The sequence below is a fragment of the Pseudomonas benzenivorans genome, assembly GCF_024397895.1.
Taxonomy (GTDB): Bacteria; Pseudomonadota; Gammaproteobacteria; order Pseudomonadales; family Pseudomonadaceae; genus Aquipseudomonas; species Aquipseudomonas benzenivorans_A.
In genome coordinates this window covers 891,654-905,711 of the sequence record NZ_CP073346.1, presented here as the reverse complement: position 1 = coordinate 905,711, position 14,058 = coordinate 891,654, and the positions used below count along the sequence as shown (strand labels likewise).

Sequence of the window (14,058 nt, the reverse complement as noted above, 5' to 3'; positions counted from 1 at the left end):
AACCAAGCGCGGGCGGCGGTACTGCCTGCGTCCCCACAAGGAGCATCACCATGCCCAAGCTGTCGCCCCGCGTTCAATTGCTGCTCGGCCTCGCCCTGGCCGCGTTGCTGGCCATGACCCGCGGTCAGCACTTCGCCACACTCAATCTGCCCAGCGCGTCCTGGGCGGTGTTCTTTCTCGCCGGCGTGCTGCTGGCCCCGCGCTGGGTGTTTCCGGCGCTGTTCATCGAGGCGTCGCTGCTCGATTTCGCCGCGGTGCAGTGGGCCGAGGTGAGTGACTGGTGTCTGTCGCCGGCCTACTGGCTCCTGCTGCCGGCCTACGGCGCGCTGTGGCTGGGCGGCCGCCTGTATGCCGGTTGGCACCGCGACAGCCTGCAGAGCCTGGCGCTGCTGGCGGCGACTGTGGCGCTCAGCGCCCTGGTGGCCTACCTGTTCTCCGGCGGCGGTTTCCTGTATTTCTCCGGGCGCTACCCGGAGCCGAGCCTGGCCCTGCTGGCTGAGCGCGTCGTCCAGTACTACCCGCGCTACCTGGCCAGCCTGACGCTCTATGTCGGCCTGGCGGCGGCGCTCTATATCGGCGTGCGCGCATCCCGCGACCTGCGCCTGCCAACGGAGGTGAAGTGATGAGCGAGTCCATCGAACGGGATGCCCGGCACAAGGCGCGCATGGCGCGCAAGAAGGCGCTGATCGACGAGAAGATCGCCCAGGCCCAGGACGAATACGGCCTGCTGCTGGTGCACAGCGGCAACGGCAAGGGCAAGAGCAGCTCGGCCTTCGGCATGGTCGCCCGGGCCCTGGGCCACGGCATCAAGGTCGGCGTGGTGCAGTTCATCAAGGGCGCCGCCAGCACCGGTGAGGAGACGTTCTTCCGGCGTTTCCCGGAGGAGGTCAGCTACCACGTGATGGGCGAGGGCTTCACCTGGGAGACCCAGGACCGCCAGCGCGACATCCAGAAAGCCCAGGAGGCCTGGGTGGTGGCGCGGCAGCTGCTCAACGATCCGGCCATCGGCCTGGTGGTGCTGGACGAGCTGAATATCGCCCTGAAGTACGGTTATCTGGAGCTGGACGCGGTGCTCGCCGACATCGAGGCGCGGCCGATGCTGCAGCACGTGGTGGTGACCGGTCGCGGCGCCTTGCCGGGGATGATCGAGGCGGCCGATACCGTCACCGAGATGAGCCTGGTCAAGCACGCCTTCAAGGCCGGGGTCAAAGCGCAGAAGGGCGTGGAGTTCTGATGAGCGTTAGAAGCTGCCCGGCGCTGCTGATCGCCGCACCGGCCTCGGGCCAGGGCAAGACCACGGTCACCGCCGCCCTGGCGCGCCTGCACAGGCGCCAGGGCAAGCGGGTGCGGGTGTTCAAGTGCGGGCCGGATTTTCTCGACCCGATGATCCTCGCCCGCGCCAGCGGCGCGCCGGTGTATCAGCTGGACCTGTGGATGGTCGGCGAGGCCGAGAGCCGCCGGCTGCTCTGGCAGGCGGCGGCCGAGGCGGACCTGATCCTCATCGAGGGGGTGATGGGACTGTTCGACGGCAGCCCCTCGGCGGCCGACCTGGCGCGGCGTTTCGGCGTGCCGGTCATGGCGGTGATCGACGGCTCGGCCATGGCCCAGACCTTCGGCGCCGTGGCCCATGGCCTGGCCAGCTACCAGCCCGACCTGCCGTTCTCCGGGGTGCTCGGCAACCGGGTCGGCAGCGTCCGCCACGGCGAGATGCTGCAAGATGCCTTGCCCGCGTCCATCCGCTGGTATGGCGCCTTGCCGCGCAGTGCCGACATCGAACTGCCCAGCCGCCACCTGGGGCTGGTCCAGGCCGAGGAACTGGCCGACCTGGACGCCCGCCTGGATGCCGCCGCCGACGCCCTGGCCGCCAGCGCCGAGGTGGCCCTGCCGCCGCCGGTGACCTTCTTCGCGCCGCCGCCGCGAGCCCTGGAGCCGCGGCTGGCGGGTGTGCGTATCGGCGTGGCCTTCGACGCCGCCTTCGCCTTCCTCTACCAGGCCAACCTGGACCTGTTGCGCGAACTGGGCGCCGAGCTGCGGTTCTTCTCGCCCCTGGCCGATGAGCGGTTGCCCGAGGTCGACAGCCTCTACCTGCCCGGCGGCTACCCCGAGCTGCACCTGGCGCGTCTGGAAGCCAACCAGGCCATGGCCCGGGCGATTCGCGCCCACCACGCGGCCGGCAAGCCGATCCACGCCGAATGCGGCGGCATGCTCTACCTGTTCGCACGGCTGACCGACAAGCAGGGCGACAGCGGGCGGATGCTCGGTCTGCTGCCGGGCGAGGCGACCCTGCAGCCACGCCTGACCGCCCTGGCCCTGCAGGAAGTGGAGCTGGAGCACGGGCGCCTGCGCGGCCACACCTATCACCACTCGGCGCTGTCCACCGATCTGCTGCCGTTCGCCCATGGCGAGTGCCCGAACTACAAGCGCACCGCCGAGGCGGTCTATCGTCTGGGGCGGCTGACGGCTTCCTATATCCACTTCTACCTGCCGTCAGACCCGATGGCGGCAGCCGAGTTGTTCCAGCCATGAACGAGCAGGCCTTCAGCGAGGCCGAGCGCGCGGCGGTCTATCGGGCCATCGCCGAGCGGCGCGACATGCGCCATTTTTCCGGTGGGCGGGTCGCACCGGAGCTGCTGGCGCGGCTGCTGGAGGCGGCGCACCAGGCGCCGAGCGTCGGCCTGATGCAGCCGTGGCGTTTTATCCGCATCACCCGCCCCGAACTGCGCGAGGCGATTCACGCCCTGGTGGAAACCGAGCGCCTGCGCACCGCCGCGGCCCTGGGCGCGCGCGGCGACGACTTCATGCAGCTCAAGGTCGAGGGCATCGGCGACTGCGCCGAATTGCTGGTGGTGGCGCTGATGGACGGCCGCGAGGCCCACGTCTTCGGCCGCCGCACCCTGCCGGAGATGGACCTGGCTTCCATGGCCTGTGCCATTCAGAATCTCTGGCTGGCCGCCCGCGCCGAAGGGCTGGGCATGGGCTGGGTGTCGTTGTTCGATCCCCTGGCCCTGGCCGAACTGCTGGCCATGCCGCCCGGCAGCAAGCCGCTGGCGGTGCTCTGCCTGGGGCCGGTGGCGGCCTTCTACGAGGGACCGATGCTGGCCCAGCAGGGCTGGGCCAGACCGCGACCGTTGGGCGAACTGCTGTATCAGGATCAATGGGGACACACATGAAAGGCCCGCAACGCATCGTCTGCCTGTCGACCGAGACCTGCGAAACCCTCTACCTGCTCGGCGAGCAGGCGCGCATCGTCGGCATCTCCGGCTTCACCGTGCGCCCGCCCCAGGCGCGCCGGGAGAAGCCCAAGGTCAGCGGCTTCAGCAGCGCGCGCATCGACAAGGTCCTCGCGGTGCGGCCCGACCTGGTGCTCGGCTACTGCGACCTGCAGGCGGATATCGCCGCCGACCTGGCCCGCGAGGGGCTGGAAGTGCACCTGTTCAACCAGCGCGATATCGCCGGCACCTACCGGATGATCGAGACCCTCGGCGCCCTGGTGCACGCCAACGCCCGAGCCGAGCGGCTGATCGCCGAGCTGCAGACCGGGCTGGACGCCATCCGCGCCAGCGCCGCGCGCCTGCCGCGGCGACCCAAGGTGTATTTCGAGGAGTGGAACGAACCGCTGATCAGCGGCATCGGCTGGGTCAGCGAACTGATCGAGCTGGCCGGCGGCGAGGATTGCTTCGCCGAGCTGGCCCGCTGCCACAGCGCCAGGCAGCGGATCATCGGTTCCTGGTGCGGCAAGCGTTTCCGCCCGGAACAGGTCGCCGCCCGGCCCGGCTGGCAGGACATCCCGGCGGTGCGTCATAAGCGACTGCACGAGATCAAGTCGCCGGACATCCTCCAGGCCGGTCCGGCGGCGCTGAGCGATGGCGCGCGCCAGCTGCACGCGCTGATTCGTGGCTGCGTGGAGGCCGCGGCATGAGTCTGCTGCTCGCCACCCTGGCCGGCGTTGGCCTGGATACGGCGCTGGGCGAGCCGAAGCGCGGCCATCCGCTGGTGGCCTTCGGGCGCCTGGCCGAACGCCTGGAGCAGCGTTTCAATGGCGGCGGCCGTGGCTGGCGCAGCCACGGCATCACGGCCTGGTGCCTGGCGGTGTTGCCGCCGACCCTGCTGGTCGGCTGGCTCAGCCATTTTTCCGCCCTCGGCTGGCTGGCGGAGGTGCTCGCCCTCTACCTCGCCCTGGGCTTGAAGAGCCTCGGCGAGCACGCGCTTCCCGTGGCACAGGCGCTGCGCCTCGGCGACCTGTCGTTGGCGCGCCGGCGGGTTGGCCATATGGTCAGCCGCAACACCGCCGCCCTGGATGCCAGCGGAGTGGCCCGGGCCGGCAGCGAGTCGGTGCTGGAGAACGGCTCGGATGCGGTGTTCGCCGCGCTGTTCTGGTTCCTCGTCGGCGGCGCGCCCGGCGTGGTGCTCTACCGCCTGAGCAATACCCTGGACGCCATGTGGGGCTATCGCAACGCCCGCTTCGAGCGCTTCGGCTGGGCCGCGGCGCGGATCGACGACGGCCTCAACTATGTCCCCGCGCGCCTGGTGGCGCTGACCTACGCGCTGCTCGGGCGCACCGGTCTGGCGCTGCGCTGCTGGTGGCAGCAGGCGCCGCACTGGGACAGCCCCAATGCCGGGCCGGTGATGGCCGCCGGCGCCGGCGCCCTGGGCATCGCTCTGGGCGGGCCGGCCGAGTATCACGGCGAGGTGCACGCGCGTCCGCTGCTGGGCGAGGGGCCGCCGCCCCGGGCGCGGGACATCGAGCGGGCGTTGAACCTGGTGTACGGCGGTGTGCTGCTGTGGCTGGCATTGCTGCTGGCCTGGGGGCTGTGGGGTGCTTGAGCATGGCGGACGGCTGCGCGCGGCGGCGCGGCGCCATGGCATCGCCCTTGCCGACTGGCTGGACCTGTCCACCGGCGTCGCGCCCCACGGCTGGGCGCTGCCGGCTATCCCGGCAACCGCCTGGAGTCGTCTGCCCGAGCCGGACGATGGGCTGGACGACGCGGCCCGCGACTATTACGGCGCGCCGGCCCTGCTGCCGGTGGCCGGCTCCCAGGCGGCGATCCAGGCCTTGCCACGCCTGCGCGGGCCCTCGCGGGTCGGCATCCTGTCGCCGGCCTACGCCGAACACGCCGCGGCCTGGCGCCGCGAAGGCCATCAGCTGCTGGCGCTCGAGGCCGAGCAGGTCGACGAGCGCCTGGCGCAGCTGGACGTGCTGCTGCTGATCAACCCGAACAATCCCAGCGGCCAGCGTTTCGCTTCCGAGCAGTTGCTGGCCTGGCATGCCCGCCTGGCGGCGCGCGGCGGCTGGCTGCTGGTCGACGAGGCCTTTATCGACTGCACGCCGCAGCACAGCCTGGCGGCCTACAGCGACCTGCCGGGGCTGATCGTGCTGCGTTCGTTCGGCAAGTTCTTCGGCCTGGCCGGTATCCGCCTGGGTTTCGTACTGGCCGAGCCGGCGCTGCTGAAGCGTCTGGACGAGCTGCTCGGCCCCTGGACGGTCAACGGCCCGGCGCGGGCAGTGGCGACCGCCTTGCTGCGGGATCGACAGGGCCAGCGGGCGCAGCGCGAGCGCCTGCTGGCCGACGGCCGGCGCCTGGGCGAGCTGCTCGGCGCCCATGGCCTGCCGCCCAGCGGTGGCTGTGCGCTGTTCCAGTGCTGTGTCTATCCACGCGCGCAGCAGCTGCACGCCTTCCTCGCCGCTCACGGCATTCTCACCCGCCTGTTCGACAGCCCGCCCAGCCTGCGCTTCGGCCTGCCGGCCGACGAGCCGGGCTGGACCCGCCTGGAACAGGCCCTAGGACGCTTCATGGAGCACCCGATATGACTACCGCAATGCCGGCCAGCGGAATGCCGGCCACCGGGGTGCCGGCCACCCTGATGGTGCAGGGCACCACCTCCGACGCCGGCAAGAGCACCCTGGTGACCGCGCTGTGTCGCTGGCTCCGGCGCCAGGGCGTGGCCGTGGTGCCGTTCAAGCCGCAGAACATGGCGCTCAATTCCGCCGTTACCGAAGACGGCGGCGAGATTGGCCGCGCCCAGGCGGTGCAGGCCCAAGCCGCCGGCCTGGCGCCGCACACTGACATGAACCCGGTGTTGCTCAAGCCCAACAGCGACACCGGCGCCCAGGTGATCATTCACGGTCGCGCCATCAGCAGCATGGAGGCCGCCGCCTACCACGACTACAAGCAGGTGGCGATGGACGCGGTGCTGGCGTCCCACCGGCGCCTGTCCGCCGCCTACTCGGTGGTGATGGTGGAGGGCGCCGGCTCGCCGGCGGAGATCAACCTGCGCGCCGGCGATATCGCCAACATGGGCTTCGCCGAGGCGGTGGACTGCCCGGTGATCCTCATCGCCGACATCGACAAGGGCGGGGTGTTCGCCCATCTGGTTGGCACATTGGCGCTGCTGTCCGAAAGCGAGCAGGCGCGTATCCGGGGTTTCGTGATCAACCGCTTCCGCGGCGACATCGCCCTGTTGCAGCCGGGCCTGGACTGGCTGGAGCGGCGCACCGGCAAGCCGGTGCTGGGGGTGCTGCCCTACCTGATGGATTTCCACCTGGAAGCCGAAGACGCCATCGACACCCGCCAGGCGGCGAAGAGCGGAGAATCGATCAGGGTGGCGGTGCCGGTGCTGCCGCGCATCAGCAACCACACCGACTTCGATCCGCTGCGCCTGCATCCCCAGGTCGAGCTGCTCTTCGTCGGCCCCGGCCAGGCGATTCCGCCGGCCGACCTGATCATCCTGCCCGGCTCCAAGAGCGTGCGCGCCGACCTGGCCTTCCTGCGCGGGCAGGGCTGGTCGGCGGCTATCCAAAAGCACCTGCGTTATGGCGGCAAGCTGCTGGGCATCTGCGGCGGCCTGCAGATGCTCGGCCAGGCGATCGACGACCCGTCTGGCCTGGAAGGCCCGCCCGGCAGCAGTGCGGGGCTCGGCCTGCTGGAATTTTCCACCGTGCTGGAGCCCGAGAAGCAGCTGCGCAACGTGCAGGGCCGGCTGCGCCTGGAGGACGCGCCGGTGAGCGGCTATGAGATCCACGCCGGGGTCAGCCGCGGCGCCGGGTTGAATGGCGCCGTGCGCCTGGACGACGGCCGCAGCGATGGCGCCATCAGCGCCGACGGCCAGGTGCTCGGCACCTACCTGCACGGCCTGTTCGAGTCGGGCGCGGCCTGCAGCGCGCTGCTGCGCTGGGCCGGGCTGCGCGAGGTGCAGACGGTCGACTACCAGGCCCTGCGCGAGCGGGACATCGAACGCCTGGCCGATCTGGTCGAGGAGCATCTGGATACGCACAAACTGCGCGAGCTGTGCGGCCTCGCGTAGGGTGCGCTCAGGGTACCGTTGAAGGACATTCGGTGCGCAGCGCGCACCCAAGGGAGAGGCAATGATCGAACTGATCCTCGGCGGCGCCCGTTCCGGCAAGAGCCGCCTGGCCGAGAAGCTGACCGCCGAATCGGGCCTGGCGGTGACCTATATCGCCACCAGTCAGGCGCTGGACGGCGAGATGCGCGCGCGCATTCGCGAACACCAAGCGCGGCGGCCGGCGCACTGGGGCCTGGTCGAAGAGCCCGTCGAGCTGGCCCGGGTGCTGCGCGAGCAGGCGGCTGAGGGACACTGCCTGCTGGTCGACTGCCTGACCCTGTGGTTGAGCAACCTGCTGATGCTGGACGATCCGGCGCGCCTGCGGGCCGAGCGTGACGCCCTGCTGGAGGCGCTGAGCGTGCTGCCGGGGCGCATCATCCTGGTCAGCAACGAGACCGGGCTGGGGGTGGTGCCCCTGGGCGAGCTGACCCGCCGCTATGTCGACGAAGCCGGCTGGCTGCACCAGACCCTGGCGCAGCGGTGTCAGCGGGTGACCTTCACCGTGGCTGGTCTGCCGATGGTGCTCAAGGGGGAAAGGCTATGACGGCGCAGTGGTGGCAAACCGCTGCCAAGCCGCTGGACCAGCCGATGCAGGCCAATGCTGAGGCGCGCCAGCAACAGCTGACCAAGCCGAGCGGTTCACTTGGCCAGCTCGAGCCGCTGGCGATTCAGCTGGCCGCTTTGCAAGGCCGTGAGCGGCCGCGCGTCGAGCGGATATGGATCAGTATCTTCGCCGGCGACCATGGCGTGGTGGAGGAGGGGGTTTCGGCCTACCCGCAGGCCGTCACCGGGCAGATGCTGGCCAACTTCGTCGGCGGTGGCGCGGCGATCAGCGTGCTGGCCAGGCAGCTGCGGGCGACCCTGGAAGTGCTCGACCTGGGGACCGCCGTGCCGGGCGCGGCCCTGCCAGGGGTACGCCAGCTGCGTCTGGGGCCCGGCACGCAGAACTTTCTCAACGGCCCGGCGATGAGCGTCGAGCAGACGTTGCTGGCTTTACAGGCCGGACGCGACAGCCTGTTGCGCGCCGAGCAGGCCGGCAGTGAGCTGTTTATCGGCGGCGAGATGGGCATCGGCAACACCAGCGCCGCCACGGCCCTGGCCTGCTGGCTGCTGGACTGCCCGGCAGCCGAGCTGGTGGGGCCGGGCACCGGCCTGGACGGCGACGGTGTGGCGCGCAAGGCGCGGGTGATCGAGGCGGCACTGGCCCTGCATGGTCCGGCGCTGCGCGGCCCGCTCGAGACCCTGCAACGCCTCGGCGGCTTCGAGATCGCCGCCCTGGCCGGCGCCTACCTGGCGTGCGCCCAGCGCGGCGTGCCGGCATTGGTCGACGGCTTTATCTGCAGCGTCGCCGCTATGCTGGCGGCACGCCTGAATCCCGGCTGCCGAGACTGGCTGCTGTTCGCCCACTGTGGCGCCGAGCCGGGGCATCGCCGCGTACTGGAGGCCCTGGAGGCCGCGCCGCTGCTGCACCTGGGCCTGCGCCTGGGCGAGGGCAGCGGCGCCGCCCTGGCCGTGCCATTGCTGCAACTGGCCTGCCGCCTGCACGACGAGATGGCCACCTTCGCCGAGGCGGCGGTGGCGCCGCGAGCGCCATGACGCTCTCTCTGGAACTCCTGCGCCACGGGGAGACCGAGCAGGGCGGCGGCCTGCGCGGCAGCCTGGACGACGCGCTGACGACCGCGGGCTGGGCCCAGCTGCGCGCCGCCGTGGTGAACGCCGGCCCCTGGGATCGCCTGGTCAGCTCGCCGCTGCAGCGCTGCGCCCGTTTCGCCGAGGAGCTGGCGGCGCAGCGTCGCCTGCCTTTGAGCCTGGAGCCGGGCCTGCAGGAGTTGCACTTCGGCGCCTGGGAAGGGCGCAGCGCCGCGGAGCTGATGGAGACCGACGCCGAGGCGCTGGGGCGCTTCTGGGCCGACCCCTACGCCTTCACCCCGCCCGGTGGCGAGCCGCTGGTGGATTTCGAGGCGCGGGTGCTGGCGGCAGTGCAGCGCCTGCAGGCGCGCCACGTCGGCGAGCGCCTGCTGCTGGTGACCCATGGCGGGGTAATGCGCCTGCTGCTGGCCAGGGCCCGCGGGCTGCCCCGCGCCAGCCTGCTGCAGGTGAGCGTCGGCCATGCCCGGCGCCATCGCCTGGAATGCCAGGCAGACGGCCGCCTGCGGGAGCTGCCATGACCTCCCTGCTGATCGCCCTGCAGTTCCTCACCCGCCTGCCGGTCAGCCTGGCGGCCATGCCGACGCCCGCGCAGGTCGGCCGTTCGCTGCTCTGCTACCCGCTGGTCGGCGCGCTGATCGGCCTGCTGCTGCTGCTGGTCCAGCCTCTGCTCGGCGATGCTCCGGCCCTGCTCCAGGCGGCGCTGTTGCTGACGCTCTGGGTCGGCCTGTCCGGTGGCCTGCACCTGGACGGCCTGGCCGACAGTGCCGATGCCTGGATCGGCGGCATGGGCGACCGTGAACGCACCCTGAGCATCATGCAGGACCCGCGCAGCGGGCCGATGGCGGTGGTCGTCCTGGTGCTGCTGCTGTTGCTCAAGTTCGTCGCCCTGGTGGCTTTGCTGCAGGCGGGCGAGGGCTGGCAGCTGCTGCTGGTGCCCTGGCTGGCGCGCGGGCTGTTGCCGTTGCTGCTGCTGAGCACGCCCTACGTGCGAGCTGGCGGCCTGGGCCAGGCGCTGGTCGAGCACCTGCCACGCAGGCCACTGCCCTGGGTGCTGGCCGGGCACCTGGCGGCGCTGCTGCTGCTCGGCTGGCCGGCGCTGCTGGCCGTGCTGGTGGCCGGGCTGCTGTTCCTCTACCTGCGTGGGGCCATGCTGCGGCGCCTCGGCGGCACCACCGGCGATACGGCGGGGGCCATGCTGGAGCTGGTGGAGTGCGCGGTACTGGTGGCCCTGGCGCTTTGAGTCCGGGGCGGCGTCCTGATGGAGGCGGAGTAGAGGTGGCGGGTTTCAATCCGAGGCGATGGGCGAAATTGGCAGCGGTCTGGCAAAAGCAGCCACCATGCTCATACGCCTTGCGCCCCAAAAAACCTCATATGCCACCGCTCACAAAGCATTCATTTCAGCAATATCACGCACCACCTGATCGGCGGAGCGGTCGAACATCGCCTGCTCCTGCGCATCCAGAGACAACTCGATCACCCGCGCAAGCCCCTCCTCTGCCAGCACACAGGGCACACCCATGGCGATACCTGTTCGCCCATACTCGCCCTCGAGAATCGCGACCGCCGGCAAAATGCGGTTTCGCCCGTTGGCGATAGCATCCACCATCTGTGCAATGGCCACGCCCGGCGCATCGCAGGCGCTCCCCAGTTTCTTCAAGCCGAGAATCTCGCCGCCACCCTGACGCGTGCGCTGCACAATTTGCTCTATCTGCTGACTGGACAGGAAGTGAGACAGCGGCACCGAACCGACCGCACAATAGCGCATCAGCGGCACCATGCTATCGCCATGCCCGCCCAGCACCAGCGCCGTGATATCCCGAGCCGAAAACCCCGTCGCCTCGGCAATGAAACACTTCATGCGCGCTGTATCCAGCACCCCCGCCTGGCCGAATACCTTGCCGCGTCCCTGCCCACTGAGAGACCAAGCCCGATAGGTCAGCACGTCGACCGGGTTCGACACCACCAACACCGTCGCCGCCGGAGCATGACGCTTAATATCCAGCATGATGCCGTCGAGAATCGGCAGGTTGATACTCAGCACATCCTGACGCGACTGACCAGGCTTGCGGGGCACGCCCGCCGTGATCACCACCAGGTCAGATCCCTGCAGCAGTTCGGCATTGGAGCCGCCGTAAACCCGGGTATCAGAACCTGACTCGACTGCCGCCTGCCAGACGTCTAGCGCCTTGCCCTTTGCCAACTCACCCTGCACATCAATCAACACCAACTCACGACAGAACTCTTCCCGGGCGATGATCTGGGCCGCCGCCTCGCCCACCATGCCGACACCCACAATTGATAGCTTGTTCATCTCACACCTCCCGGCGGCGCGCGCCACCGGCATCACGCCCACCTATAAAGAAAAGTATTGCCCGTTAATGGGAAAAGGCCACCCGAAGGTGGCCGAAGCCGTCGCCAATGGGCAGTCCTGGCCCCTGGGCGTCCCCTGCCGACTTTTGCTGGGCAAGTCAGAGCCCGAAAAGGGGACTGATCTGTTTTTCCAACTCTAATGTCCCCCGATTGGCCGGGTTTCGCCTGTTGCCAGTGATGGTGCAGGACCGCTCCGCCCGTCACGCGCGACCGCAGGCGGCTCTCTGCAGCCGGCCAGCTACTCTTTTCACAAGCATCTGGGGACGTGCGTCGGGGGCTCGCTCGGGAAGACCTGCCTTGCGCTAGCCATCGGCGAGAGGCGCGGGCCTTGTCGCGTCGCGTCGTGCAAGGCGAGGCAACGGCGCCTGCCCTCGAACAGGCGGACGTTTTCTATGGGGGTGTCGTAGATACTCCGACCGCCCCAATTTTAGAGGAGGCGCAGCATGGAGCGATTCACGGGTGGCTGCCTGTGCGGCAACGTGCGCATCGTGGCGTCGGGGCGCCCCTATCGGGTCGGTCTTTGTCACTGCCTCGACTGCCGCAAGCACCACGGGGCCCTGTTTCACGCGTCCGCAGTGTTCCCCCAGGAGGCGGTGACCATCGATGGCGAGACACGCGACTACGCCGGGCGGTTTTTCTGTCCCCGTTGCGGTTCGTCCGTGTTTGCCCGCACCGCAGATGAAATCGAAGTGAACCTGGGGTCCCTGGATGCCCCTGACCAGCTGATGCCGACCTACGAAAGCTGGGTCATCCGGCGCGAATCCTGGTTGCCAGCGTTTCCGCTCGCCAGACGATACGAGCGCGATCGGGACCCTACGGGACGTTTCGAGGAGTAGGGGGCACGAGCGCGGCGAGGGCGTCGATACGGTTTGCGCCGGGTGGGTGGCCACCCCGAGGACCAGCGCGAAGCGTTTGCCCCCCTTGCCCGGGCTGCCTGGCCGCCAAGGCGGATGCCCCGGTGGCACTCCCTGCCTGCCCCGAGCCCAGCTGTAGCGTGACATTGTCCGGCAACTGTAGCTGCCGCCTAGGCGCATCGAGGTGTATACCTGTCGCCACGCTGTCACGCCCTCGCCACCCCGCTCGGTTGCGCCCTGCCAGTTGCGGCGGGAGCGCGCTACGACGATGCGCTTATAGCCCTATGCCGCGATGTCGCCCATCATGCTCGGTGCGTAGGCTCGACTGGCAGGCACTGGCTGGCGTCACCCGCCGGGCCAAGCCTGGTGTTGTGGCGCGTAGATTGCTGCTGATGGAGCCGCTCGAGCCGTTGCACGGGCGTGGCTGGTATTTTCTCGATAACCCGGGTCGCGACTCGGCAAGGACTGTTTTTATGACTTCGGTTTGGCGCACCAGTGGCTGGGTTCTGTTGGGGGCATCCCTGATCCTCGCGTTGTCACTGGGTATTCGTCACGGCTTCGGCCTGTTCCTGGCGCCCATGAGCGCCGAGTTTGGCTGGGGCCGTGAGGTGTTCGCCTTCGCCATCGCCTTGCAGAACCTGATCTGGGGTCTGACCCAGCCGTTCACCGGTGCGCTGGCCGACCGCTTCGGCGCCCAGCGCACCATCGTGGTCTGTGGCGTGCTCTACGCCCTCGGCCTGGGGCTGATGGGCCTGGCAGACTCGGCCTGGACGTTGTCCCTGAGCGCCGGCCTGCTGATCGGTATCGGCCTGTCCGGCACCTCCTTCTCGGTGCTGCTCGGGGTGGTGGGGCGCGCCGTGCCGGTGGAGAAGCGCAGCATGGCCATGGGCGTCGCCGCGGCGGCAGGCTCCTTCGGCCAGTTCGCCATGCTGCCCGGCAGTCTGGGCCTGATCAGCTGGCTGGGCTGGTCGGCGGCGTTGCTCGCCCTGGGCCTGCTGGTGGCCTTGATCCTGCCCTTGGCGGCGATGATCAAGGACAACCCGCCGCCCAGCGCGGGCCACGACCAGAGTCTGGCCGACGCCTTGCGCGAGGCCGCCGGGCACTCGGGCTTCTGGCTGCTGTCCCTGGGCTTTTTCGTCTGCGGCTTCCAGGTGGTGTTCATCGGCGTGCACCTGCCGGCCTACCTGGTGGATCAGCATCTGCCGGCGCTGGTCGGCACCACGGTGCTGGCCCTGGTCGGCCTGTTCAACGTATTCGGCACCTACATCGCCGGATGGCTGGGCGGGCGCATGGCCAAGCCGCGGCTGCTCAGCGCCCTGTATCTGGCGCGGGGTGTGGTGATCGCCGTGTTCATCATGGTGCCTCTGACGGTGTGGAGCGCCTACGCCTTTGGCATCGCCATGGGTCTGCTGTGGTTGTCCACGGTGCCGCTGACCAATGGCACGGTGGCGACCCTGTTCGGCGTGCGCAACCTGTCGATGCTCGGCGGCATCGTCTTCCTCTTCCACCAGCTCGGCGCCTTCCTCGGCGGCTGGCTGGGTGGCTACCTGTACGACCAGACCGGCAGCTACGACCTGGTCTGGCAGATTTCCATTGGGCTCAGCCTGATGGCCGCGGCGCTGAACTGGCCGGTGCGTGAGCAACCGGTGGCGCGCCTGCAGGGCGCCGGAGTTGGTGCGTGAGCATGCGACTCTGGCTCGGCGGCGGCCTGGCCCTGCTCGGCGGCGGTCTGCTGGCGCTGATCTGGTGGGGCTGGCATCAGGGCGGCCTGGCGTTCCTGCAGCTGGGCGTGGGCATCTGCTGAGTCGCCGGCCCGCGGCAATGGGCGATGCGCAATCGGTTG

At 69.7% G+C, this 14,058-nt stretch carries 16 protein-coding genes; 15 read left to right on the top strand and 1 reads right to left on the bottom strand.

The features are described from left to right. The first annotated feature begins 50 nt into the window (after positions 1–50). The 12 genes from KDW96_RS04170 (at position 51) to KDW96_RS04115 (ending at position 10,231) form a co-directional block, all read left to right on the top strand. Positions 51–623, top strand: a complete 573-nt coding sequence (locus KDW96_RS04170) for a hypothetical protein (protein WP_255839168.1) — start codon at positions 51–53, stop codon at positions 621–623. Next, the gene (gene cobO, locus KDW96_RS04165) at positions 623–1,234 is read left to right on the top strand and encodes a cob(I)yrinic acid a,c-diamide adenosyltransferase (RefSeq protein WP_255839167.1); all 612 of its coding nucleotides are present in this window, start codon (positions 623–625) and stop codon (positions 1,232–1,234) included. The genes KDW96_RS04170 and cobO overlap by 1 nt, the downstream gene beginning before the upstream one ends. After that, positions 1,234–2,526 (top strand): cobyrinic acid a,c-diamide synthase CobB, encoded by a 1,293-nt coding sequence (locus tag KDW96_RS04160; RefSeq protein WP_255839166.1) that lies wholly within the window; start codon positions 1,234–1,236, stop codon positions 2,524–2,526. The genes cobO and KDW96_RS04160 overlap by 1 nt, the downstream gene beginning before the upstream one ends. Beyond that, positions 2,523–3,170: a 5,6-dimethylbenzimidazole synthase gene (bluB, locus tag KDW96_RS04155; RefSeq protein ID WP_255839165.1), complete on the top strand. Its 648-nt coding sequence runs from the start codon at positions 2,523–2,525 to the stop codon at positions 3,168–3,170. The genes KDW96_RS04160 and bluB overlap by 4 nt, the downstream gene beginning before the upstream one ends. After that, positions 3,167–3,919, top strand: a complete 753-nt coding sequence (locus KDW96_RS04150) for an ABC transporter substrate-binding protein (protein ID WP_255839163.1) — start codon at positions 3,167–3,169, stop codon at positions 3,917–3,919. Before bluB ends, KDW96_RS04150 begins: the two co-directional genes overlap by 4 nt. Then, positions 3,916–4,824, top strand: coding sequence for an adenosylcobinamide-phosphate synthase CbiB (cbiB, locus tag KDW96_RS04145; protein ID WP_255839161.1), 909 nt, complete (start codon positions 3,916–3,918; stop codon positions 4,822–4,824). Before KDW96_RS04150 ends, cbiB begins: the two co-directional genes overlap by 4 nt. Next, complete coding sequence (gene cobD, locus KDW96_RS04140; protein ID WP_255839160.1) at positions 4,817–5,809, top strand: threonine-phosphate decarboxylase CobD; 993 nt, start codon at positions 4,817–4,819, stop codon at positions 5,807–5,809. Before cbiB ends, cobD begins: the two co-directional genes overlap by 8 nt. Before the next feature lie 23 nt (positions 5,810–5,832). Then, complete coding sequence (locus KDW96_RS04135; RefSeq protein ID WP_255840623.1) at positions 5,833–7,302, top strand: cobyric acid synthase; 1,470 nt, start codon at positions 5,833–5,835, stop codon at positions 7,300–7,302. A gap of 61 nt (positions 7,303–7,363) precedes the next feature. Then, positions 7,364–7,885 (top strand): bifunctional adenosylcobinamide kinase/adenosylcobinamide-phosphate guanylyltransferase, encoded by a 522-nt coding sequence (cobU, locus tag KDW96_RS04130; RefSeq protein ID WP_255839159.1) that lies wholly within the window; start codon positions 7,364–7,366, stop codon positions 7,883–7,885. Then, positions 7,882–8,937 carry a nicotinate-nucleotide--dimethylbenzimidazole phosphoribosyltransferase gene (cobT, locus tag KDW96_RS04125; RefSeq protein ID WP_255839158.1) on the top strand — a complete coding sequence of 352 codons (1,056 nt, stop codon included), beginning with the start codon at positions 7,882–7,884 and terminating at the stop codon, positions 8,935–8,937. The genes cobU and cobT overlap by 4 nt, the downstream gene beginning before the upstream one ends. Beyond that, complete coding sequence (gene cobC / locus KDW96_RS04120) at positions 8,934–9,509, top strand: alpha-ribazole phosphatase family protein (protein ID WP_255839157.1); 576 nt, start codon at positions 8,934–8,936, stop codon at positions 9,507–9,509. Before cobT ends, cobC begins: the two co-directional genes overlap by 4 nt. Beyond that, positions 9,506–10,231, top strand: a complete 726-nt coding sequence (locus KDW96_RS04115) for an adenosylcobinamide-GDP ribazoletransferase (protein ID WP_255839156.1) — start codon at positions 9,506–9,508, stop codon at positions 10,229–10,231. The genes cobC and KDW96_RS04115 overlap by 4 nt, the downstream gene beginning before the upstream one ends. A gap of 141 nt (positions 10,232–10,372) precedes the next feature. Here the strand turns inward: KDW96_RS04115 and KDW96_RS04110 are convergent, their stop codons facing one another. Further along, positions 10,373–11,302, bottom strand: coding sequence for a malate dehydrogenase (locus tag KDW96_RS04110; protein WP_255839155.1), 930 nt, complete (start codon positions 11,300–11,302; stop codon positions 10,373–10,375). 502 nt (positions 11,303–11,804) lie between these two features. Here KDW96_RS04110 and KDW96_RS04105 point away from each other — a divergent pair. The 3 genes from KDW96_RS04105 (at position 11,805) to KDW96_RS04095 (ending at position 14,019) form a co-directional block, all read left to right on the top strand. Then, positions 11,805–12,197: a GFA family protein gene (locus tag KDW96_RS04105; protein ID WP_255839154.1), complete on the top strand. Its 393-nt coding sequence runs from the start codon at positions 11,805–11,807 to the stop codon at positions 12,195–12,197. 491 nt (positions 12,198–12,688) lie between these two features. Continuing rightward, entirely contained in the window at positions 12,689–13,897 is a 1,209-nt protein-coding gene (locus tag KDW96_RS04100) for an MFS transporter (protein ID WP_255839153.1), read from the top strand. Further along, complete coding sequence (locus KDW96_RS04095) at positions 13,894–14,019, top strand: hypothetical protein (RefSeq protein WP_255840626.1); 126 nt, start codon at positions 13,894–13,896, stop codon at positions 14,017–14,019. Before KDW96_RS04100 ends, KDW96_RS04095 begins: the two co-directional genes overlap by 4 nt. Positions 14,020–14,058 lie beyond the last annotated feature (39 nt).

What these genes read in the sequence shown, in the direction of transcription:
- cobC (WP_255839157.1), top strand. Translation starts at nt 8,934, where the DNA reads ATGACGCTCTCTCTGGAACTCCTGCGCCACGGGGAGACCGAGCAGGGC.
- KDW96_RS04135 (WP_255840623.1), top strand. Translation starts at nt 5,833, where the DNA reads ATGCCGGCCACCGGGGTGCCGGCCACCCTGATGGTGCAGGGCACCACC.
- KDW96_RS04100 (WP_255839153.1), top strand. Translation starts at nt 12,689, where the DNA reads ATGACTTCGGTTTGGCGCACCAGTGGCTGGGTTCTGTTGGGGGCATCC.
- KDW96_RS04170 (WP_255839168.1), top strand. Translation starts at nt 51, where the DNA reads ATGCCCAAGCTGTCGCCCCGCGTTCAATTGCTGCTCGGCCTCGCCCTG.
- cobU (WP_255839159.1), top strand. Translation starts at nt 7,364, where the DNA reads ATGATCGAACTGATCCTCGGCGGCGCCCGTTCCGGCAAGAGCCGCCTG.
- KDW96_RS04160 (WP_255839166.1), top strand. Translation starts at nt 1,234, where the DNA reads ATGAGCGTTAGAAGCTGCCCGGCGCTGCTGATCGCCGCACCGGCCTCG.
- KDW96_RS04150 (WP_255839163.1), top strand. Translation starts at nt 3,167, where the DNA reads ATGAAAGGCCCGCAACGCATCGTCTGCCTGTCGACCGAGACCTGCGAA.
- KDW96_RS04105 (WP_255839154.1), top strand. Translation starts at nt 11,805, where the DNA reads ATGGAGCGATTCACGGGTGGCTGCCTGTGCGGCAACGTGCGCATCGTG.
- cobT (WP_255839158.1), top strand. Translation starts at nt 7,882, where the DNA reads ATGACGGCGCAGTGGTGGCAAACCGCTGCCAAGCCGCTGGACCAGCCG.
- cbiB (WP_255839161.1), top strand. Translation starts at nt 3,916, where the DNA reads ATGAGTCTGCTGCTCGCCACCCTGGCCGGCGTTGGCCTGGATACGGCG.
- cobO (WP_255839167.1), top strand. Translation starts at nt 623, where the DNA reads ATGAGCGAGTCCATCGAACGGGATGCCCGGCACAAGGCGCGCATGGCG.
- KDW96_RS04110 (WP_255839155.1), bottom strand. Translation starts at nt 11,302, where the DNA reads ATGAACAAGCTATCAATTGTGGGTGTCGGCATGGTGGGCGAGGCGGCG.
- bluB (WP_255839165.1), top strand. Translation starts at nt 2,523, where the DNA reads ATGAACGAGCAGGCCTTCAGCGAGGCCGAGCGCGCGGCGGTCTATCGG.
- KDW96_RS04115 (WP_255839156.1), top strand. Translation starts at nt 9,506, where the DNA reads ATGACCTCCCTGCTGATCGCCCTGCAGTTCCTCACCCGCCTGCCGGTC.